We start from the raw sequence: 19,557 nt of genomic DNA, 5'->3' as shown, positions 1-19,557 counted from the left end.
CGTGCGGTCATCCGTGGTCGGTGCCGAAACCGGGACAGCACCAGATGAGGCTGAACGACTGGGCGACGACGGGACGCGGCCGGGACCCAGACAGGCGTGACCGGGTCCACCTGCAGTGCGATCTCCGGCGTGACCGAGCGCCACCGGCAGGTTCGCCTTTCGAGGCACCGGGGTGGAGCCATCCGACGACGGACTGAGGATCCGCGGCTAGCCCCGAACCCTGTCCATTCTGGACAATCTCAGCTCGACTCCCAGCAACCGGATTGTGCGCGGCGAGGTGTGACACCTCGTGCGGTGAGTCCAGCATGGAGCCCGGCCTATTGGCCGGTGGCCGCGCTCCGCTCAACGCGCTGGGCTCGTTCCGGCCTGGACCTCGCCTGAACTGTTGGGAGACGAGGATTCGATTCCTGCGATCAGCGGATCAGGCCCCGCTGCCTCGCGGCCGCGGTCGCCGCGGTGCGGCTGTCGACGCCGAGTTTGGTGAAGACCTGCACGAGGTGAGACTTGACGGTGGCTTCGGTGATGAACAGTTCCTTGGCGATGCCTTGGTTGCTCAGCCCATCGGCGACCATCTGCAGGACCTGGGTTTCCCGGGGGGTGAGCATGATCCCGGGTGCGCGGACCCGGGATACCAGCCTGGTCGCCACGGACGGCGCAAGGACTGTGTCGCCCGCGGCTGCGGCGTGGATGGCCGCGATCAGCTCGGCGGGGTCAGTGTCCTTGAGCAGGTAGCCGGTCGCGCCGGCCTCGATGGCGGGCAGAATGTCCGCATCGGTGTCGTAGGTGGTGAGCACCAGAACCCGGGGCGGCCGGGGCAGCCGTTGTATCCGTCGGGTGGTTTCCGCCCCGTCGATACCGGCCCCCAGCTGCAGGTCCAGCAGAACCACATCAACGGCCAGTTCGACCTCGGCGAGCAGGGCCAGGGCCTGTTCACCGCTGCCGGCCTCCCCGGCGACGGTGATCGTCTCGTCGACCTCAATGGTCGCGCGAACCCCGCGACGGACCACGGGGTGGTCATCGACGAGCAGGACGCGGGTGGTCATCAGGTGACTCCTTCGATCGGGATGATGGCGCTGATGGCGGTGCCGTTGTCCGGGCTCGACTCCACGACAAGGGTTCCACCGACCTCGGCGAGCCGGCTACGCATGGCGCGCAGCCCGAACCCGGTCCCGGCGGTGGCCGACGGTGTGATGTCATCGGGGTCGAAACCGCTTCCGTCATCGACGATGTCCAGGCTCACCGCGTCCGGCTGAAAGGTGAGGGTGACACCGACCCTGGTCGCTGCCGCGTGTGCCGTGACGTTCGCCACGGCGCCCTGCGCGACGCGCAACAACGCCACCGTGACCGGTGTGGGCAATGGCGTGGGTTCGCCGTCCACCACGAACGACGTGTGCAATCCGAGTTGGCTGCTGGTGTGCAGGATCCGCTGCAGGGCCTTGTCCAGTGGCCGGTCGACCAGCTCGGCGGGGGCGAGGGCGCGGACCATGCGACGGGTGTCGTCCAGCGCGGACCGGGCCGCTTCCAACGCGGTGTCCACCTGTCGCCGGGCAGGCTCGGGCGCATCGATGTAGCTGCGACTGGCTGATCGGAGCAGCAGGACGATGCTGGCCAGACTCTGGGCGACGGTGTCGTGGAGCTCACGGGCCAGCCGGTCCCGCTCGACGAGAGTCCCGGCCCGCCGCTCGGTCGCGGCGAGCCGCTGCTGGGCCGCGGTGAGTTCGGTGACCAGCCGGGCGCGGGTTTCGGGCGTGTCAGATGGTCTGTGTAGGAACCGCGATCGGATGCTGAGGCGGGTGCCTCGCGAAGGAGCGGATCATGACTGACGTGTGTCTGACTTAATGACGCATTTCGGCGTTTGATTAGCCAACATCGTCGGGCTCCGGGGCGGGTGGTTGGTGTTGGTCGTTCCGGTGCTCGCGGTGCCAGGTTAGCCGTCGTTGGCGGGCGGTTTCCAGGCCGGCCTGGCGGGCCTTGCGGATCTGGGCTCCTCGTCCTTGGTGTTCGTCGTTGGGACAGACGTAGCCGATGCCCTGGTGCAGCCGGACCCCGTTATAGTGCGCCCGCACCTGGTCCAGTTCGGCACGCAGCGTAGCCGGGTCGCGGATGGCCAGGAGGTGCGGGTACTCGGCCTTGAGGTGCCCGTTGAGGCTCTCGATCCACGCCTGGTCGGTCGGTGTGCCGGGCCGGCCGAAGTGCTGGGCGATCGCGCACAACGCCATGAACTCGCGGGTCGACCCGGAGGTCATCTGCGGGCCGTTGTCCGAGATCGCCAGCAGGATCGGCCGGTGCTCGTCGTCGACGCCCAGGTCGACGCGGCCGTCGTCGTGCCGGGCGTCGACCAGCTGTAGCAGCCCCTCGGCGTGCAGGGCGCGGGTGAAGCCGACCTGCACCTGCGTCGAGGTCTCCTCGGCCGACACGACCGTGCTCAGCCACTTGCGGGAGACCAGGTCCTCCACGATCAGCACCGCCATCCCGGCCCTGGTGAAGTGCGTTGTGTCGTAGATCCACAGACTGTTCGGCTTGTACTCGGCCCATTCCGGGAACGGCCGCTTGGAGCTGCGGCCGGGCTTGGGCAGCGGCCGGAAGTGCTTGTCCGCCAGGAACAACACTCGCCGCACCGTTGATGGTGACACCCATACCCGGCCCAGGTAGGAGCCCCGGTGGGCCAGCTTGCGATGACTGCGGTCGGTCTCGCCCCACTCGTCGAACAAGGCCAGGACCGCGGCCACCTCATCGTCGAGCAGGCCGTGCATCGGCGACCCGCCCGGCGGCGAGTCGGCCAACCGTCCCTCGGCTCGGCGGTCCAACCAGCGGTACGCGCGTCGCTCGGGCAGCTCCAGTACGCCGCACGCGTCGCGTAGGGACCAGCCGGCGTCCAGCGCCTGGTCCAGCAGCGTGAGCAGCTGATCCTTGATGGCCGCCTCGACGCGGCGCGGGACCCGGCCATCTAGGCCCAGCCGCCTTTTCCCTCGACCAGGGTGAGCTTGACCGCCATCTGCTTGACCGCCTCGGACAGCCGGGCGATCTCGGCTTTCGCGGCCTCCATCTCGTAGTCCCGCTGCGCCGCCGCGACGCCGGGCTTGGACGCAGCGAGCGCGGCCAACGCACCCTCCTTGGCGACGGTGCGTATCCGCATGATCGTTGATCGGTCGACCTGCTGCTGCTCGGCGGCCTCGGCGATCGTCACCTCCTGCCGGACCAGTTGCAGCCAGATCTCGTACTTCTCCGAGGGCGTCAGGAACCGCTTGGTGCGCCGGCCGGCACGGTCCTTGCCACGATCGGGTTGGGTCATCTTCGGATCCTCCGAGACGGGTCGAAGGAGTCGTCGGATGTTGGCTGATCAACACGCCGATCTCTGACACGAAGTCAGAAGCAAAACATGACCATGACCGAGCAGTCCTCATCGGTGCCGTCGTCGCCGGTCGATGATGAGGTGCCGGGTCCGGCCCGGTCGACTGGTCGGCAGCTGCGGGAGTTGCTGGCCGACGACGTGTGGCTGGATGAGTTGATCGACCGCGCCGAGGCCGGCGGGGTCAGGTTGACCGGCGAGGGCGGGTTCTTGCCGGAGATGATCAAGGCTGTGCTCGAACGAGGCCTGGCCGCGGAATTGACCGGGCACCTGGGCTACGAAGCGGGCGACCCGGCTGGTCGGGGCTCGCCGAACAGTCGGAACGGGCACACCCCGAAAACGCTCTCGACCGAGGTCGGTCCGGTTCCGTTGAGCGTGCCGCGGGACCGCAAGTCGACGTTCGAGCCGCGGCTGGTGCCCAAGGGCCAACGCCGCCTGGGCGGGTTGGACGAGCAGATCATCAGCCTCTACGCCGGCGGCATGACCGTCCGCGATATCCAGGCCCATCTGGCCCGGACACTGGGCACCGAGCTGTCCCACGACACGATCAGCAAGATCACCGACGCGGTCCTGGAAGAGGTCAAGGCCTGGCAGTCCCGGCCGTTGGAAGAGCTCTACCCGATCATGTACCTGGACGCGATCGTGGTGAAGGTCCGCGACGGGCACCAGGTTCGGAACAAGAGCGCGTACATCGCCGTCGGCGTCGATATGGCCGGGATCAAGCACGTGCTGGGGATCTGGGTGCAGTCCACCGAGGGCGCCAAGTTCTGGGCCGGGGTCTGCGCCGAGCTGGCCAACCGGGGCGTCAAGGACGTGCTGATCGTGTGTTGCGACGGGCTGACCGGGCTACCCGAGGCGATCGAGGCGACCTGGCCGCGGACGACCGTCCAAACGTGTGTGGTCCACCTGATCCGGGCCTCGATGCGGTTCGTGTCCTACACCGACCGGCGGGCTGTCGTGGCCCAGCTCAAGACGATCTACACCGCCCCGACCGTGGACGCCGCCGAGACGGCGCTGTTGACGTTCGCCGAGACCGATCTGGCCCGCCGCTACCCGGCCTGCCTGCGGACCTGGCAGGACGCCTGGGACCGGTTCATCCCGTTCCTGGCGTTCCCATGGCCGGTCCGCAAGATCATCTACACCACGAACGCGATCGAGTCGTTGAACTACCAGCTCCGCAAGATCATCAAGAACCGCGGGCACTTCCCCAACGACGACGCAGTGGTCAAGCTGCTGTGGCTGGCCATCCGCGATATCGAGGACAAACGCGCCCGGGACCGGGCCGCGGAGAAGGGCAAACGAGTCGGACGCACCGCCGAGGGCCGGCTCGTCGAGGGCCAGGTCACCACCGGTTGGAAACCCGCGCTCGGTGCACTGGCCATCCAATACCCCGACCGCATCACCCCCAGGATCAGCTGACCAACCCCAACCCAAGATCAACATCGCGACTTACACAGAAAACTTGACAGCCTCCGGGTTTCGCTTTCCCGCCGCAACCCCTGATACACCAGGGTGATGACGGTAGCGACTCCCGCGCCCAAGATCGGCCCGATCACCGCGGCCGTGTCGAGCTGACCGCGGTGCGCACCGAGGCCCGCAATGGTGGCCGCGGTGAGCACCAGAACGGCTGGCATCGCGAACCGCAGCGGCGTCAGCTGCAGGTACAGCAGCATCAGCGGAAACGCCAACCACACAAAGTTCGCCGACAGCGCGATCAGGGCGCCCCACCCGACCGTCAGGATCAGCAGCCAGACCAGCGCGACGGCATGCCCTGCCGAACGTCGCGCCAACACCAATCCCAACACGTACCAACCGAGCAGCGCCGAAGCGCCGACCACGGCGGCGACGGCGTGGTCCTTTTCGGTGACGCAGCGACCGGCGCCGACCAGCAACAGGACAACGAACAGCACGTGCTCGGCACGCCGGAGCAGGGCGAGGGCAGCCGGCGGGTCGATAGTTGCCTCGCTCATCGTCTGGCCACCCTAGTCCGGGCAAGCCCGTGGTGACCTGCAACTTTCGATCGGCATTCGGGCAAGTCCTTCGACCTGGAAAACCCCATCGCCAGCCCGATGTCGCAGCGCGGCCGGTAGACCAGCATGGAGGCATGTTCATAGCCCTGCGTGATCTTCGATTCGCCCGAGGACGGTTCACTCTGATCAGTGCCGTCATCGGCCTGATGACCTTGATGGTCGTCCTGCTCACCGGCCTGACCGCCGGCCTTTCCGCGGCCAGCGTCTCCGCGGTCGCGGCTCTACCAACCACCGACATCAGCCTGGCACCGCCCACCGCGGGACAGTCCGTCGCGTTCGCCACTAGTTCATTGCCCGCCGACACCGCACGCCGTATCGCGACAGTGCCCGGTGTTCGTGCCGCTCATCCGGTGGGGATCTCCACCACTCGGCTGCAGTCCGCGGACGCCGCCGCGGCAGTCACGGTGATCGGCACCGACCCCACCCTGTTCCCGCCATTGCTGGCCGGCCATGTCCCCGGTGCGGGCCAGATCGCACTCACCCGCGCCCTGGCCGAGGATGCGGACCTGCAGACCGGCGAGACCGTGACCGTCGCCGGTCAGCAGGTCGTGGTGGCCAGCATTGTCACCGATACGTCGCTGGCTCACCTGCCCGTTCTCTATACCGACATCGACACCTGGCAGCAGATCGCTCACGCCGACACCATCACCGCGGTCGCCGTTGACCCCGGCACCGCGGAGACCGTCGCCATCGACCTGGCCGGCGGCACCACCACCGTCACCCGGGAGGCGGCTTTTGATGCCGTCGGTGGATTCACCTCCGAACAGAGTTCGCTCAATCTGATGCGCTGGCTACTGGTCGGGATCTCGGTGCTGGTCGTGGGCAGCTTCTTCACGGTCTGGACCATGCAACGGGCCCACGACCTGGCTGTCGTCCGCGCCATCGGTGGCACCCGTGGGTATCTGCTGCGCGACGCTCTGGGACAAGCCGCACTCGTGCTGCTCGTCGGCGCCGGCCTCGGCGCCCTGGTGGCTACCGGCCTAGGCGCCTTGGCCGCCACGGTCGTCCCGTTCGTCCTGCAACCCGCCACCGTCGCCCTCCCGCTGTTGATCATGATTGCGGTTGGTCTGCTCGGCGCCGCCGTCGCCGTCCGCAACGTCAGCCAGGTCGACCCCCTCACCGCCCTTGGAGCATCCCGATGACTCTCATCCTTGACACCGTCCATCTCACCTACCCCGATGGGGAACAGCGGCTGACCGCGCTGGACCGGGTGAGCCTGCAGGTCGGCCCCGGCGAAATATTTGCCGTCACGGGACCATCCGGCTCCGGCAAGTCCAGCCTCCTCGCGGTGGCCGGCGCGTTGATCGCCCCGGACTCCGGGACCGTCAGCATCGACGGCATCCTGCTGGCCGGCCTGGACCGGGCAGCTCTGGATCGGGTCCGCCGGGAACGCATCGGTTTCGTCTTCCAGCAGGCCAACCTGCTGCCGTCGCTGACCGTCCTTGATCAGCTGCTGCTGGTCAGCCACCTCACGCGCAGTCCCCGCGAGGCAGCCTTGGACCGGGCCCGGTGGTTGCTCGATCGGGTCGGCCTGACCACCAAGTCCGGAAAACGGCCGCACCAACTGTCCGGCGGTGAGCGGCAGCGCGTCGGCATCGCCCGGGCGTTGATGGGGGAGCCCGCCTTGTTGCTGGTGGACGAACCGACCTCCGCGCTGGACCACGACCGCGGCCACGCCGTGATGCAGATGCTGCGCGAGGTGACCGTCGAACAGCGCACCGCCACCATCGTGGTTACCCACGACCTGCAATACCTGCCGCTGGCCGACCGGACAGCCGCGATGACCGACGGCCGCCTCAGTCTCGCTCCCACCCGCCCCGAGTTCAGCGCCGCCCACTAGCCCCAGGCGCGATCACCAGAGGGATCAACCGCACCGACCGACCGCCACCCATTGCCGAGATCTAGCCACCGAAGGAACATTTGAAATGATCAGGCTCTACTACTCCGCCGCCCTCTACACAGTCCTGGGCCTGGCCTCCGTCTGTACTACCGGGAACTGACCAAGGCGCAGGACTTCGTCGGGGACACCCAGCTATCCACCGTGCACACTCACCTGTTGGCGTTGGGCATGCTGTTCTTCCTCGTCATCCTCACCCTGGAGAAGGCTTTCACCCTGTCCGACAGTCGATTGTTCACGCCATTCTTCTGGATCTACAACGCCGGCCTTGTCCTGACTGCGACGATGTTGACCGTGCACGGCAGTATGACGGTTCTCGGCGTGTCCGCAGGAAGTGCCATCGCCGGCATCGCCGGACTGGGGCACATCCTGCTCACCATCGGCCTGGTGCTGCTCTTCCTCGCGCTGCGCGGCAAGGTGAAGGCGACGGGAAAGGCGCAGCTCCCCCGATCTTGACACGGAAATTCCTCGCATCGAGCAGTGCCGCTGCTGGACCGTCGTCACCCGTGCCCCTCACCAACGGTGAGGGGCACGTCGGTCGCACCGAAATGCCGATCCAACCGAGAATCACGACCCCAAGAGCGGATGACAACCTCCCGAGGTGGGGGACCTGTGGGCGACCGGCAATCAGCCGCCAGGAATTGCTGCTCGAAATCGCTGTTGAGCTCCTTGTTTGCTCAGCCCGTACACCGCACCGATGTCGCGCCAACTGGCGCCCTGTGCCCGGGCGGCGATCACCGTGGCGGTTTCCAGGTCGTCCAGTGCCTTGCGTGAGCGACGTATCGCCTCCAACCGCAGGAGTGGATCAGGAACTCCCCGCAATGACTCCAATGCACGGTCGAATCGTCTGGTGTGCAGGGCGTCCGTCACGTCGTGAGGCTAACTTGCTTTTCGTCGGTGTCAATACTATGTTGACGGCAGGGTCAACAGAAAGTTGACCGTGTCGTCAACGCATAGTTGACCACGACGCACGCAAGATGCCGGCCGACGCCAGTTGGGTCGACCGGCCGGAGGGAGGGTTCCATGGCGAAGGGCAAGAAGGCGAAGAAGGTCAAGAAGGGCAAGAAGTAGTACCGTCAGCTTCACCCGCCCCGCCGCATTGGCAGGGCGGGTGAAGCCGCCGATGCGGCAAGGCCCGATAGAGGGCGACCGCCTGCACCGTTGGGTGCCATAGGTCGCGCCGGAGACCGGAACCTGCTGGGCGTGGTTCACTCAGCAGGTTGGGGTTCGGCATTCGCGACGAAGGAGAGTCCATGAGCGCTCACGTGTACGGCGTGACGGAGGTCGTAGGAACGTCGCCGGATGGTGTAGAGGCCGCGATCGAGGCCGGTATTGCGCGGGCGTCCAGCACATTACGTGGGTTGGACTGGTTCGAAGTGAGCGAGATCCGCGGTCATATCGTGAATAACCAGGTCGGTCACTATCAGGTCCGAATGAAGGTCGGTTTCCGGATGGATGCCTGATCCGTTGTGAGACTCGGCGATAACGGGTGGGTTCGCCCGTCCGCTGCCGGATCCCTGCCGTCGGTGGGAGTTGGCAGCGTCGGCGGTTGTTCACCTTTGGTCGGTCAGTGCGATGAGCCGGGCGGCCTTCAGTTCGGTTTCGGCCCACTCGGCGGCCGGGTCCGATGCGTAGGTGATGCCGGCGCCGGTGCCGAAGTGCAGGCTGCGGCGCCCGTGCGCGTCGTGGCGGGTGAAGAAGGTGCGGATGCCGCCCGCGAGTTGTGCGTGGCCGGTGTCGGCGTCGACGTACCCGATGGCGCCGCAGTACGGACCGCGTGGGATGGGTTCCAGTTCTGAGATGATCTGCTGGGCGCTGAGTTTCGGCGCGCCGGTGACGGATCCGGGGGGCAGGGTGGCGGCCAGGATGTCACCCCAGCCGGTGGTGGGGAGGATGCGTGCCTGGACGGTGGAGACCAGGTGGGCCAGCCCTGGATGTTCCTGTCGTTGCAGGAGTTCGGTGACCCTGACCGTTCCTGGCCGGCTGATCCGGCCGAGGTCGTTGCGGACCAGGTCGGTGATCATGACGTTCTCCGGGTAGTCCTTGTCCAGGAACGGCTCTCCGGGTCCGGTGGTGCCCTTGATCGGCGAGGAGGTGAGCAGGTTACCGTGGCGGGACAGGAACAGTTCCGGGGAGGCGGTCACCACCCAGTCCGATCGCGGTCCGTCACCCAGGCGGAGCATTCCCTGGTAGGGGGCGGGGTTGCCGCGGGCCAGCCGGTGCGCCAGGGCGATGGGGTCGGCCTGGTCGGCCAGGGGAGCGGACAGCATCCGGCAGAGGTTGACCTGGTAGACCTCACCGGCCTCGATGAGCCGGTGGATGCGACGGACGCCGGCCTGATAGGCGCCGCGGTTCAGCGACGTGCGCCAGCGTCCTGGCGTCGGCCCGGTCCACGCGGTCCTGGGCGACGGGAGGGATGTTCGGGTCACCGTGCGGAATCGGTAGCCGGTCATCGCGCCCTCGAAGGTGATCAGCACGGCCCACCACCCGCCACGGTCGAGCACGCCGGGGTCGAGGGTCAGGTCGGCGGTCTCGATCAGGTCGGTGGCCAGCAGGCCGTCGAAGTAGGCCATGGCCGTTGATCGGGGCGGTGCGGATCCGGCCGTTGGGTCCGGTTCGATCCGAGGGTCGGACCTGGTTGTGCGGTGGGTTCGTGTGGGTGCTGGGCCGGGCAGCACGTCCATGTTCAGCCGTGCGCCTTCCCGGTGTCCGGGGCCGCGCCGGCCGAGCTCTGTGCTCCTCATGCGGATCTCCCTGGTGGTCGGGCGGCGTGCCACCGGTGTGGGTCCGGGATCCCTGGTGATCGAGCTGCGGCGGTCGGGTGATTCCGGGTGGCCCGGGCGGACGATCAGTTGAACACGATGGTGCGGTTGCCGTTGAGCAGGATGCGGTGTTGGCAGTGCCAGGTGACCGCCCGGGCGAGGGCGAGTCGTTCGGCGTCCCGGCCGACGGCGATCAGGTCCTCGGGAGCGCGGCGGTGGTCGACGCGGGTGAGCTCCTGCTCGATGATCGGTCCTTCGTCGAGTTCGGCGGTGACGTAATGCGCGGTGGCGCCGACGTACTTGACGCCCCGTTCGTAGGCCTGGTGGTAGGGCTTGGCGCCGGTGAAGCTGGGCAGGAACGAGTGGTGGATGTTGATCGCCCGGCCGTGCAGGGTTCGGCACAGTGGGTCGGACAGCACCTGCATGTAGCGGGCCAGCACGACCAGGTCGATGTCCTGCTGGTCGATCACCTGCAGCAGGTGGTGTTCGGCGGCGGGTTTGCTGTCGGCGGTGACCGGGATGTGCACGAACGGCACGCGGGCGGTGTCGGCGAGGTGGGCCAGGTCTTGGTGGTTGGACACGACCGCGGCGACCTGGCCGCCGAGGGATCCGGTGCGCCACCGGTAGAGCAGGTCGGTCAGGCAGTGGTCGAATTTGGACGCCATGATCAGGATGCGGGTGCGGTGGGTGGCGTCGTGCAGCTGCCAGGTCATGGCGAAGGCGTCGGCGATCGAGGCGAACCCGGTGCGCAGGGCGTCCGCGACGCAGCCGCCGGCCGGCGCGGTGAAGGCGGTGCGCAGGAAGAGTTTGCCGTTCATCGGGTCGTCGAACTGTTGGTGTTCGGTGATGTCGCAGCCGTGGTCGTTCAGCACGGTGGTGACGGCGTGCACGATGCCCGGTTGTTCCGGGCAGCTCAAGGTGAGCACGAAGGATCCGGTCATGGCGGTCTCAGCATTCGACGATGTTCAGGGTGACGGGGCTCGGGGCGATGACGTTGAGGGCCAAGCCGCCACGGGCGGTTTCCTTGTACTTGACGCTCATGTCGGCGCCCGTCTCCCGCATGGTCTTGATCGCCTTGTCCAGCGATACGTGGTGCTGACCGTCGCCGGCAATGGACATCCGGGCTGCGGTGATGGCCTTGACGGAGGCGACCGCGTTCCGTTCGATGCAGGGGATCTGGACCAGTCCGCCGACAGGGTCGCAGGTCAGCCCGAGGTTGTGCTCGATGCCGATCTCGGCGGCGTTCTCGACCTGCTGCGGGGTGCCGCCGAGGACCTCGGCCAGCCCGGCCGAGGCCATGGCGCAGGCCGATCCGACCTCGCCCTGGCAGCCGACCTCGGCCCCGGAGATGGATGCGCCCTCCTTGAACAGGATTCCGATCGCGGCGGCGGTCAGCAGGAACCGGATCACCCCGTCGTCATCGGCGCCGGGCACGAACCGGGTGTAGTAGTGCAGCACGGCGGGGATGATTCCGGCGGCCCCGTTCGTCGGCGCGGTGACGACCCGGCCGCCCGCGGCGTTCTCCTCGTTGACCGCCAGGGCCCACAGGGTGATCCATTCCATCGCCCGCAGCGGGTCGGCGTGGTTCTGGCCGGACAGCAGCTGCTGGTGCAGCGCTTCGGCGCGGCGGCGGACCTTGAGTCCGCCGGGTAGCACCCCGCCGGTCCGGCAGCCGCGGGTCACGCAGTCCTGCATGACCTGCCAGATCCGCAACAGTCCTTCCCGGGTGTCCTGTTCGGGCCGCCGGGCGTTCTCGTTGGCGAGCACGATGGCGCTGATCGGCAGCCCGGTCGCGGTGACGTGGGCGAGCAGCTGCGCCCCGGTCCGGAACGGGTAGGGCACCGGGGTGGGGTCGACCACGACGGCGGCGGCACCGATCTCATCCTCGCCGAGGACGAACCCGCCACCGACCGAGAAGTACTCGCGCCGGCCCACCGTGCGGCCGGCATCGTCCACGGCGTGGAATCGCATGCCGTTGGTGTGGAAGTCCAACCGTTTGCGGCGGTGCAGCACGATGTCCTCGTCCACCGAGAACCGGATCGGCCGGCCGCCGGGCAGCTCCAGCTTCCCGGTCTCCCGGACGGCCTGGATCTCGCCCTGCACGGCGGCCGGGTCGACCTGGTCCGGCGCGTGGCCGAGCAGCCCGAGGACGACCGCGCCGACGCTGCCGTGGCCGTGCCCGGTCGCGCCGAGCGAGCCGAACAGCTCGACCCGCAGCCCGGCCACCGCGGCCGCGGTCCCGGTGTCGGTCAGCTCCTGCACGAACATGCCGGCGGCCTTCATCGGCCCGACGGTGTGTGAGCTGGACGGCCCGATACCGATCTTGAACAGGTCGAACACGCTGATGGTCACAGCGATTCCGCGAGCTGAACCGGGTCGGCGTACTCGGCGGCGGCGTCGGCGACCCACGCCGCGAAGTACCCGGCGAAGGAGGACCGGACCAGCAGCTGGAAGTCGCCGGCCTCGGCGTCCAGCACCTGCAGGACGATCCCGGTCTGCGCCAGCAGGGTGGCGATGCACGTGCCGGTGGGGGCGATCCGCGGGTGCAGGTCGGCCGAGCAGCCGTGGGCGAGCACGTCCCGGGCGTGCCGGCCGGACAGGGTGACGATCGTGCGTTGCGCGGACACGTCGACGACCGCGGCCCACCGGCCGCCGAGCCAGGAATCGATGGCGACCTGGACGTCGATGTCGGTGCCGTCCGGGCTGATGATCAGGAACTCGGCCGGGCCCATCCACAGCACCTGCACGTCGCCGAACCGGGTGCGGCCCTGGGTGAAGGCGCCGGCGGCGGGGAACGGGACACCCAGGCCGGTGGAGATGGCCTGCCCGGCATCGGAGGTCGGGTCGACCCAGACCGTGGTGTGGGTGAGGTAGGGCCGTTCGGTGAGGGTGACCGCCGGGGCCAGCTCGGTCAGGGTGCTCGCCCAGTCGCGCAGGGGACTGCGTCGGATACTGGGGCCGGGTCGGATGCTCAGGTCAGCCGTCACGGCGGGCACCTTCCTTGTCGTAGAGCACGGATTCGGTCACGGTGACCGGGATGAGGTCGGCCCCGGCGTAGGCGTGCAGGTGCTGCCCGATGCGGTCCCGGCCGGCGCGGATCATGGCGAGCGCGAACCCGCGGCCCAGCGCCTCGCTGTGGTAGCTGGAGGTGACGTGCCCGAGCATCGGCACCGGGGTGGTCACCGGGACGGTGAGGGTTGCGGTCTCCACGATCTGGCTGCCCTCCGGCAACACGATCGTGGGGTCGTCGGGCAGGATGCCGATCAGTTGTTTGCGGTCGGCCCGTTGGTTCTCCGGCCGGGCGAAGGACCGTTTGCCCAGGAAGTCGACCTTCTTCTTGGACACGGCCCACGACATGCCGAGGTCCTGCGGGGTGACGGTGCCGTCGGTTTCCTGACCGATGATGGGGAAACCCTTTTCGGCGCGCAGCACGTGCATCGTCTCGGTGCCGTAGGGGGTGATGCCGAACGGTTCACCGGCGGCGATCAGGGCCTGCCAGACCTCCAAACCCTCCCACGCGCGGACGTTGACCTCGTAGGCCAGCTCGCCGGAGAAGCTGATCCGGCAGACCCGCACCGGCGCCCCGGCGATGCTGGTGTCCCGCCAGGTCATGAACCCGAACGCGTCATTGGACACATCCAGGTCGGTGGTGACCGCGGCGAGCACATCCCGGGAGCGGGGGCCGACCAGCGGGATGGTGACCCAGTGCTCGGTCACCGACGTCGCGGTGACCTTGCGCTGCGGCCATTCGGTTTGCAGCCATTCCTGCATCCAATCCAGGATCTTCGCGGCGTTGCCGGTGGTGGTGGTGACCAGGAAGCGGTCCTGGGCGACCCGGATGACGGTGCCGTCGTCGATGACCATGCCGTCGGGTCCGCACATCACGCCGTACCGGATGAAACCGACCTTCAGCGAGCTCATCAGGTTCGTGTAGAGCATGTCCAGGAACCATCCGGCGTCCGGTCCCTGCACGTCGATCTTGCCCAGGGTGGAACCGTCCATGATGGCGACCCCGGTGCGGGCCGCGCGGCATTCCCGGCGCACCGCGGCGGACATGTCCTCACCGCCGCGGGGGAAGTACCAGGGTCGTTTCCACTGCCCGACATCCTCGAACTCGGCGCCGTTCTCGACGTGCCACGGGTGGATGGCGGTGGTCCGGATCGGGTCGAACAGGTCTCCCCGGTCCCGGCCGGCGAGGGCGGCGAACAGCACCGGCGCGTACGGGGGACGGAAGGTGGTGGTGCCCAGGTCGGCGATGTCGACGCCGAGGGCGTCGGCGATGATCCCGGAGGCGAGGACGCCGGAGGTCTTGCCCTGGTCGTGGGCGGTGCCGATGGTGGTGTACCGCTTGACGTGCTCCACCGAGCGCAGTCCCGCGCCGGTCGCGCGCAGGACGTCGGCGACGGTGGCGTCCCGTTGCAGGTCCACGAACCGGGTGTCGTCGGGGACCCGGGCGCCGGCGACGGCCGGCACCCGGCCGGGGGCGTCGGCGGGGGCCGGCACGGACCACAGGACGGCGGGCGGGTTCTCGCCCGGCAGGGCGGAGCTGCGCGGCAGGTCCGCGGCCGGTCCGGCGGCCATGCCGAGCGCGAGCAACGCCGCGGTGGCGGCGTCCCGGCCGCCGGCCACGCAGCCGTCGAAATCCAGGTCGCCGGCCGCGGCGCCGGCGACCCGGACCGCGGGCAGGGACGACGCGGGCAGGAACGCGCCGAGCTCGGCGGAGTAGCGCAGCTTCCCGCCGGAATGACTGAACAGCTGCGCGGCGGGGTTCCAGCCGCCGGAGACGAGCAGCGCGTCGCACTGCACCACCTCGTCCGTGCCGTCGCCGGTGGCCGACGTGATGTGCACGGCGGTGACCCGGTCGGTGCCGTCGGTGCCGCTGACGACGCTGCCGGTTCGCACCGGGATGCCCCGGTCCCGGCACATGCCGGTCGCGACGTCGGGGGACTGCGGGCGGGTGTCGACGACGGCGGCGACCTGGACGCCGGCGTCGGCGAGGTCGGCGGCGGCGGCGTAGGCGCTGTCGTTGGTGGTGAACACGACGACCCGGTGGCCCACGAGCACCCCGTAGCGGTGCAGGTAGCTGCGGGCGGCGCCGGCCAGCAGGATGCCGGGGCGGTCGTTGTCGGCGAAGACGATCGGACGTTCGTGGGCGCCGGTGGCGAGAATGATCTGGCGGGCCCGGATCCGCCAGACCCGGTGCCGGGCGACGCCGGCCGGGGCCCGGTCGAGGTGGTCGGTGCGGCGCTGCACGGCGCGGACCGCGCCGTCGTCGTACACCCCGAACGCGTTGGTCCGGGAAAGGACCTGGACGTCGGGGTTGGCGGCTGGTGGCCGGATCGGTGACGGCGACAGATGTCCGCGTCATGGAGTTCCGGTTTGCCCAGGCCATCGGCTCGGACAGTGGCCCGATGTGGGTGATGCTCGACTTGAACGGCGTGACGCTGATCGACCGAGCCGGGCTGGACGTGCTGCTCGACGTGCGGCAGCGCATCGTCGACGGTGGTGGTCGGATGGAGTTGGTGGATCCGTCAACGGCGGTGGTCGCGATGCTCCACGAGATCGCCATCGAGCCGGACTCTTGATCGTGTCGCGCAGCTGGTTCGCGGTTCGGCCGGTTCATTCCGTGCCGAGGGACAGGTCCTTGAGCAACGCCGCGATGCGTTGTTGGGTGCAGCGGTGCCGTTCTGCTTCACGTTCCCAGCCTCGGTGTTCTGCGTCGGCGATCAATTCGTCCTCGCGGACCATCCGGGCCTGTAGCCGGGGGACGTACTCGGTGCTGGTCAGGAACTTCGGGCAGGTCAGCACGAGATCGCATTCGCAGGGCCCTTCGGCGGGCAGCCGAGACAGTGCCCCAGTTCGAGTTCGGTCTTGAGGAAGTTGGTCTGCAACCAGTGAACTGCCTGGTAGTCGAGCTTGTCGTGGAGCAGCGCGTCGGCCGCAGGGCCGGCTATCCGGCCGCCGCCGGCGAGCGCGGTTTCGTATTGCCGGCGAATCTCCGGGTCAGAGATCCGCGAATACACGAGGGACATCTCAGCGCTGCGGTGCCCGAGGATTGCCATGATCGTTTGGATCCGGGCGCCGCCCTCGGCGAGCTGGGTGCCCAGGGTGTGCCGGAACCGGTGCGCGCTGACCTTGGGGACGCCGTGCGCGTCGAGCAGACCGGCGGCGCCACACACCGTGCGGAACGCGTCGTCGAACAGGGTTGTCTTGGACAGGAGCTTCCCGTGGCGCATGAACACGTAGTTGACCGCGCGGCTGGCGTGCTGATCGTGCCGGGCGATCGCGTTCTGTGCTTTCGCCGCGGTGATCGCGCCGCGCAACGCCGCTGCGGCGTCCGGATGCAGTGGGACGATCCTTTCCGTGTAGGACTTGCCGACCGGGATCCGCAGCCGCGGGTTGCCGTGGAGGTCGTGGTCCAGGCAGTCCCAGGTGAGCCGGCGGATCTCGTCACGCCGGGCCCCTGACCACCGCAGCAACAGCAGGGCGGCGCGCTGCGCGGGATCGGCCAGGGCATCGATGGCGGTCATGATCGCCGCCAGTTCGTCCGCAGGGAGGAACCTGGGTAGTGGTTTGGGTTGTTTCGGAGTGTCTCGGGTCGTGACCAGCGGTCGGCCGGGGACGTCGGTCCAGCCCCAGACCGCGGTGTCCCGGCAGAACGCCCCGACCGCACTGATCGCCGACGCGACGGTGCTCGGAGTGAGCGGTTGCCCGGTCTGTTGACTGAGGCAGCCCGGCAACCATTGCAGGTAGTCCTCGATCAGCGACCGATCCAGCTGGCGCAGGTTGGTGATCTCCGGGTGCACCTTGGCGAGCCAGTTGACCAGGCGGCGGAGCCCTTCTCGGGTCAACCGGACGGTCTGGGGCCGGTCGAACTTGGCTTCCAACCGCAGCCGTAGATAGCGCTCGACGACGGCGCGGATCGCCGGCGGGCATGGTTCCGGGAGCAGCCGGTCCGCCCAGCCGATCCGCTGACGGGTGCCGACCTGCGGGGCCTGGCCCACCTGGCCCTCGTTGAACAGCAGCACGTGGGCGGCGTGCAGCTTCGCCAGGTGCGTGCGGATGAACTGGTCACCGGTGTGACCGGTGTCCGCTGCTCCGCTAACCGTGAACAGGGCGCGGCGCAATTGCTGGTAGTCCGGTCGGGCGCCGAAGTCGCGGACCGCGTTCCCCAACGCGAACAGGTCATCTGCGGTGATCGCGGTCAGGTCCGGGTCTCCCCGGTGCAGGACCAGCCGGCCGAGCGCCCACATCAGGTATCCGCGGGCCCCCGCTTGCGGGTATCCGAGCTCGACCATCCTGGCCACCCAGCGGTCGAACATGGCCAGGTCGACGCCCAGGCCGTTCCCGCCGCCGGGAACGCTGAAGGGGCGGGTGTACTTGCGGCCCAACAGGAGGTCGAAATCCAATCCCACGCCACCGACGAGCGACAGGTAGATCAGGTAGCCGTTCGCCCGGTGCATCTCGGTGCGACCCGTCGGCCGGAGCTCCCCGCCGGTGAATCCCAGTCGGACCGGTAGCGGTGCGGTGAACCATTCCTCCAGGTCGGGCCAGGTCTCGGTGAATCGCCGGTAGGCGCGTATCCGCTCCCACCGGACGGCCTCGTGCGGGATGTACTCGCGCACCCAGGACCGGTAGTCCTCGATCCGGGCATGAATCCGCCACCGTCCGGTTCCGGGTGGTTCAACAGTGAGCGCAGCGATCGACGGCGAACTCATCGGTCCATGCCCAGCGCGGCGATGTATTCGGCCCTGACCTGGTGATCAGAGACCCGGGTCGATTCCGGCGATGCGTGTCCCAACCGGGCCTGGAGAGCCATCTCTCGCATGCCCGCCTCCCACATCGCGGTGGCATGGGTGTGCCGCAGCGCGTGTGGTGTCTTGTCCGGTGACCGCAGACCCAGGGCGTCGAGCCGGCGGGCGAACATTCTCACCAACGCGTCATACGACAACGGCACGTCCCGGCGGCTGCCGCGGCCGCCGACCAGGAACACGAACGGGCTGTCGGCATCGAGGGGCCGCTCGTGGAGTACGTATCGGCTGACCGCGTCCAATGTGCGCGGTTCGGCCAGATCAACGACCCGTTCCTGGCGGGACTTTCCCCGCGCGCCGCGGGGGTGGTCGTCGCGTTTGCGCACGGTCACCCGCCGCCGCCCGTAAGCGATGTCGGTCAGCTGCAACCCAAGCACCTCACCCGGCCGGAGGCCACCGTCGAGCATCAACAGCACCATCGACAGATCCCGCAGGTTCTTCAGGCTGCCGAGCAGGGCGGTCACATCGGCCTCGCTCATCGGCCGGGGCAGCCGCATCGGCAGCCGGATCCGGACCTCTCGGGACACCGGTCGTTGCCGGCTCGCTCCACCCGTGAACGGTTGCCGCCGGGCAGGTGCATCAGCGAGGCCAGATCCGACTGCCGACGCATCGGGTTCTCACCCGCGAACTCCTCGGCGATCACGGCCCACCCGTAGAAGCTCGACACGGTGGCCAATGCCCGGGCCACCGTCGCCGGCGCCAACAGCCGGCCCGCGGGCACTGTCGCCGAGATCCCCAACCGCTGCGCCGGCCGTCGGGAAGGCCGCCGACGAAGCCAGCCCAGGAACTCCAACGCCACCGCAGGTCGGAAGTCCCGCCAATCGAGCCCACGTTCAGCGAGGAACTCGAACAGATACTTCAAGTCGTACCCGTAGGCGGCCGCGGTGTTCGGGCTGCACCCAGAATCAAGGACGTGCCGCAGGAACCGGGCGGCGCAATCGACCTCGAGACCATCGGCCGTGACAACGGCGACCGCAGCCACGACACCGTCTTGTCGATGCACCTGGACTCGCATCCAGGCACCACAGCATGCTGGTACGACACCCGACCGCCACCCGCTGTTGTCCACATAATCGAGTCCGACACCGAGGCGGTCAAGGCGCTGGTCGCGGCGGCTAAGACCGGCCGATTCGACCATGTCGCCCAGCAGCTGCGAGACCGCCGCGACGAGCAGGCCCGGATCGATGCCTACGCCGCTGAACTCGACGCTGCCGGCATCACCGTGCTGCAGGAGGCCGAAGTGCACCACGACCACACCGAGTACGTGCAACACCTACTCGACTAGGCCGGTCGCCGCATCCAGGACCAGGACCACATCAGTTGCCCCGGCCACGCCGTCGTCGTCCGGGAGGACGTCGACTACTTCCCGGCCGACCAGGTGCCCGCCGGCTGGACCGTAGCCGACGACGACCCAGACGACCCCGAGCCGGACGACCATGACGACGACGTGGATCGGAGCGATGGAGGAGCGGTCGCTGAGGTGCTTGCCCGGGGCTTGACCACCGACGTCGTCTGCCAGAACTTCCGGGAGCACGGCCACCACACCCGCTGGGGCAGCGGCGCCGGCCGTCCCGACCCGAGCGAGATGACCGACGCGCAGCGGGAAGCCAAGCGGGCCGAACGCCGCGACACCATCGACTCCAACAAGGCCTCGCTTGTTGACTGCACGAACGTGGGCGCGTTGTCGGCCTTGGGGCGGGTCGGCGGC

23 protein-coding genes are annotated in these 19,557 nt (G+C 68.6%); 7 read left to right on the top strand and 16 right to left on the bottom strand.

Translation table 11 applies throughout. The features are described 5' to 3' along the window. Window positions 1–413 precede the first annotated feature (413 nt). From NAMU_RS17950 to NAMU_RS30565, 4 genes are all read right to left on the bottom strand, one after another. Window positions 414–1,043 (bottom strand): response regulator, encoded by a 630-nt coding sequence (locus NAMU_RS17950; protein ID WP_015748785.1) that lies wholly within the window; start codon window positions 1,041–1,043, stop codon window positions 414–416. After that, window positions 1,043–1,648, bottom strand: coding sequence for a sensor histidine kinase (locus NAMU_RS30575; protein ID WP_281023819.1), 606 nt, complete (start codon window positions 1,646–1,648; stop codon window positions 1,043–1,045). Before NAMU_RS30575 ends, NAMU_RS17950 begins: the two co-directional genes overlap by 1 nt. A 211-nt stretch (window positions 1,649–1,859) precedes the next feature. Then, a complete protein-coding gene (locus tag NAMU_RS30570; protein WP_015747798.1) occupies window positions 1,860–2,783 on the bottom strand; it encodes an integrase core domain-containing protein in 924 nt (307 codons plus the stop codon). Between the two features lie 164 nt (window positions 2,784–2,947). Next, entirely contained in the window at window positions 2,948–3,292 is a 345-nt protein-coding gene (locus tag NAMU_RS30565; RefSeq protein ID WP_015747797.1) for a hypothetical protein, read from the bottom strand. A gap of 93 nt (window positions 3,293–3,385) precedes the next feature. Here NAMU_RS30565 and NAMU_RS17930 point away from each other — a divergent pair, with 93 nt between their 5' ends. After that, the gene (locus NAMU_RS17930) at window positions 3,386–4,768 is read left to right on the top strand and encodes an IS256 family transposase (protein ID WP_407669224.1); all 1,383 of its coding nucleotides are present in this window, start codon (window positions 3,386–3,388) and stop codon (window positions 4,766–4,768) included. A gap of 17 nt (window positions 4,769–4,785) precedes the next feature. Here the strand turns inward: NAMU_RS17930 and NAMU_RS17925 are convergent, their stop codons facing one another. Beyond that, the gene (locus NAMU_RS17925) at window positions 4,786–5,319 is read right to left on the bottom strand and encodes a hypothetical protein (protein ID WP_052307990.1); all 534 of its coding nucleotides are present in this window, start codon (window positions 5,317–5,319) and stop codon (window positions 4,786–4,788) included. A 206-nt stretch (window positions 5,320–5,525) separates the two neighbouring features. Here NAMU_RS17925 and NAMU_RS17920 point away from each other — a divergent pair, with 206 nt between their 5' ends. The 3 genes from NAMU_RS17920 to NAMU_RS17910 all read left to right on the top strand — a co-directional run bounded on the left by NAMU_RS17920 (window position 5,526) and on the right by NAMU_RS17910 (window position 7,732). Then, a complete protein-coding gene (locus tag NAMU_RS17920) occupies window positions 5,526–6,521 on the top strand; it encodes an ABC transporter permease (RefSeq protein ID WP_169312515.1) in 996 nt (331 codons plus the stop codon). Then, complete coding sequence (locus tag NAMU_RS17915; protein ID WP_015748783.1) at window positions 6,518–7,219, top strand: ABC transporter ATP-binding protein; 702 nt, start codon at window positions 6,518–6,520, stop codon at window positions 7,217–7,219. The genes NAMU_RS17920 and NAMU_RS17915 overlap by 4 nt, the downstream gene beginning before the upstream one ends. Window positions 7,220–7,420: 201 nt before the next feature. Further along, window positions 7,421–7,732: a DUF2871 family protein gene (locus tag NAMU_RS17910; protein ID WP_245544822.1), complete on the top strand. Its 312-nt coding sequence runs from the start codon at window positions 7,421–7,423 to the stop codon at window positions 7,730–7,732. Window positions 7,733–7,903: 171 nt separating this feature from the next. Here NAMU_RS17910 and NAMU_RS29445 read toward each other — a convergent pair whose 3' ends face one another. Then, entirely contained in the window at window positions 7,904–8,146 is a 243-nt protein-coding gene (locus NAMU_RS29445) for a hypothetical protein (RefSeq protein WP_138180322.1), read from the bottom strand. 383 nt (window positions 8,147–8,529) lie between these two features. Here NAMU_RS29445 and NAMU_RS17905 point away from each other — a divergent pair, with 383 nt between their 5' ends. Then, window positions 8,530–8,739: a dodecin gene (locus NAMU_RS17905; RefSeq protein ID WP_015748782.1), complete on the top strand. Its 210-nt coding sequence runs from the start codon at window positions 8,530–8,532 to the stop codon at window positions 8,737–8,739. A 90-nt stretch (window positions 8,740–8,829) separates the two neighbouring features. Here the strand turns inward: NAMU_RS17905 and NAMU_RS17900 are convergent, their stop codons facing one another. The 5 genes from NAMU_RS17900 to NAMU_RS17880 all read right to left on the bottom strand — a co-directional run bounded on the left by NAMU_RS17900 (window position 8,830) and on the right by NAMU_RS17880 (window position 15,318). Next, entirely contained in the window at window positions 8,830–9,849 is a 1,020-nt protein-coding gene (locus NAMU_RS17900) for a chorismate-binding protein (protein WP_015748781.1), read from the bottom strand. A gap of 275 nt (window positions 9,850–10,124) precedes the next feature. Continuing rightward, window positions 10,125–10,979 (bottom strand): formyltetrahydrofolate deformylase, encoded by an 855-nt coding sequence (gene purU, locus NAMU_RS17895; protein ID WP_015748780.1) that lies wholly within the window; start codon window positions 10,977–10,979, stop codon window positions 10,125–10,127. A 7-nt stretch (window positions 10,980–10,986) separates the two neighbouring features. Beyond that, complete coding sequence (locus NAMU_RS17890) at window positions 10,987–12,390, bottom strand: L-serine ammonia-lyase (protein ID WP_015748779.1); 1,404 nt, start codon at window positions 12,388–12,390, stop codon at window positions 10,987–10,989. Continuing rightward, window positions 12,387–13,025, bottom strand: a complete 639-nt coding sequence (locus tag NAMU_RS17885) for a sarcosine oxidase subunit gamma (protein ID WP_015748778.1) — start codon at window positions 13,023–13,025, stop codon at window positions 12,387–12,389. Before NAMU_RS17885 ends, NAMU_RS17890 begins: the two co-directional genes overlap by 4 nt. Next, a complete protein-coding gene (locus NAMU_RS17880) occupies window positions 13,015–15,318 on the bottom strand; it encodes a glycine cleavage T C-terminal barrel domain-containing protein (RefSeq protein ID WP_015748777.1) in 2,304 nt (767 codons plus the stop codon). The genes NAMU_RS17885 and NAMU_RS17880 overlap by 11 nt, the downstream gene beginning before the upstream one ends. 50 nt (window positions 15,319–15,368) lie before the next feature. On the opposite strand from NAMU_RS17880, the gene NAMU_RS17875 reads away from it, so the two are divergent. After that, window positions 15,369–15,623, top strand: a complete 255-nt coding sequence (locus NAMU_RS17875) for an STAS domain-containing protein (RefSeq protein WP_138180320.1) — start codon at window positions 15,369–15,371, stop codon at window positions 15,621–15,623. Window positions 15,624–15,657: 34 nt separating this feature from the next. On the opposite strand, the gene NAMU_RS30560 is transcribed toward NAMU_RS17875, so the two are convergent. From NAMU_RS30560 to NAMU_RS30550, 4 genes are read right to left on the bottom strand one after another with little or no spacing between them, the layout of a single operon-like run. Then, entirely contained in the window at window positions 15,658–15,846 is a 189-nt protein-coding gene (locus NAMU_RS30560) for a hypothetical protein (protein WP_015748775.1), read from the bottom strand. Further along, a complete protein-coding gene (locus tag NAMU_RS28510) occupies window positions 15,840–17,756 on the bottom strand; it encodes a tyrosine-type recombinase/integrase (RefSeq protein ID WP_015748774.1) in 1,917 nt (638 codons plus the stop codon). Before NAMU_RS28510 ends, NAMU_RS30560 begins: the two co-directional genes overlap by 7 nt. Further along, a complete protein-coding gene (locus NAMU_RS30555) occupies window positions 17,753–18,346 on the bottom strand; it encodes a tyrosine-type recombinase/integrase (RefSeq protein ID WP_217180471.1) in 594 nt (197 codons plus the stop codon). The genes NAMU_RS28510 and NAMU_RS30555 overlap by 4 nt, the downstream gene beginning before the upstream one ends. Next, complete coding sequence (locus tag NAMU_RS30550) at window positions 18,325–18,864, bottom strand: site-specific integrase (RefSeq protein ID WP_245544821.1); 540 nt, start codon at window positions 18,862–18,864, stop codon at window positions 18,325–18,327. Before NAMU_RS30550 ends, NAMU_RS30555 begins: the two co-directional genes overlap by 22 nt. Between NAMU_RS30550 and NAMU_RS29440 the strand changes: the two genes are divergently transcribed. Then, a complete protein-coding gene (locus tag NAMU_RS29440; RefSeq protein ID WP_169312455.1) occupies window positions 18,763–19,134 on the top strand; it encodes a hypothetical protein in 372 nt (123 codons plus the stop codon). The two genes, NAMU_RS30550 and NAMU_RS29440, sit on opposite strands and share 102 nt — an antisense overlap. Here the strand turns inward: NAMU_RS29440 and NAMU_RS17860 are convergent. Continuing rightward, window positions 19,123–19,383 carry a hypothetical protein gene (locus tag NAMU_RS17860; protein ID WP_138180316.1) on the bottom strand — a complete coding sequence of 87 codons (261 nt, stop codon included), beginning with the start codon at window positions 19,381–19,383 and terminating at the stop codon, window positions 19,123–19,125. The genes NAMU_RS29440 and NAMU_RS17860 overlap by 12 nt on opposite strands. Window positions 19,384–19,557: the final 174 nt, after the last annotated feature.

Origin of the sequence: Nakamurella multipartita DSM 44233, from assembly GCF_000024365.1 — a bacterium.
Lineage (GTDB): Bacteria > Actinomycetota > Actinomycetes > Mycobacteriales > Nakamurellaceae > Nakamurella > Nakamurella multipartita.
Note: the sequence above shows the minus strand (reverse complement) of the source record. Positions and strands in the feature narration are given on the sequence as shown.

Excerpts from the sequence above, each read along its gene's own strand:
- NAMU_RS17950 (WP_015748785.1), bottom strand. The coding sequence starts at position 1,043 with ATGACCACCCGCGTCCTGCTCGTCGATGACCACCCCGTGGTCCGTCGC.
- NAMU_RS30565 (WP_015747797.1), bottom strand. The coding sequence starts at position 3,292 with ATGACCCAACCCGATCGTGGCAAGGACCGTGCCGGCCGGCGCACCAAG.
- NAMU_RS17930 (WP_407669224.1), top strand. The coding sequence starts at position 3,386 with ATGACCGAGCAGTCCTCATCGGTGCCGTCGTCGCCGGTCGATGATGAG.
- NAMU_RS17925 (WP_052307990.1), bottom strand. The coding sequence starts at position 5,319 with ATGAGCGAGGCAACTATCGACCCGCCGGCTGCCCTCGCCCTGCTCCGG.
- NAMU_RS17920 (WP_169312515.1), top strand. The coding sequence starts at position 5,526 with ATGACCTTGATGGTCGTCCTGCTCACCGGCCTGACCGCCGGCCTTTCC.
- NAMU_RS17915 (WP_015748783.1), top strand. The coding sequence starts at position 6,518 with ATGACTCTCATCCTTGACACCGTCCATCTCACCTACCCCGATGGGGAA.
- NAMU_RS17905 (WP_015748782.1), top strand. The coding sequence starts at position 8,530 with ATGAGCGCTCACGTGTACGGCGTGACGGAGGTCGTAGGAACGTCGCCG.
- NAMU_RS17900 (WP_015748781.1), bottom strand. The coding sequence starts at position 9,849 with ATGGCCTACTTCGACGGCCTGCTGGCCACCGACCTGATCGAGACCGCC.
- purU (WP_015748780.1), bottom strand. The coding sequence starts at position 10,979 with ATGACCGGATCCTTCGTGCTCACCTTGAGCTGCCCGGAACAACCGGGC.
- NAMU_RS28510 (WP_015748774.1), bottom strand. The coding sequence starts at position 17,756 with ATGAGTTCGCCGTCGATCGCTGCGCTCACTGTTGAACCACCCGGAACC.
- NAMU_RS30555 (WP_217180471.1), bottom strand. The coding sequence starts at position 18,346 with ATGCGGCTGCCCCGGCCGATGAGCGAGGCCGATGTGACCGCCCTGCTC.
- NAMU_RS30550 (WP_245544821.1), bottom strand. The coding sequence starts at position 18,864 with ATGCGAGTCCAGGTGCATCGACAAGACGGTGTCGTGGCTGCGGTCGCC.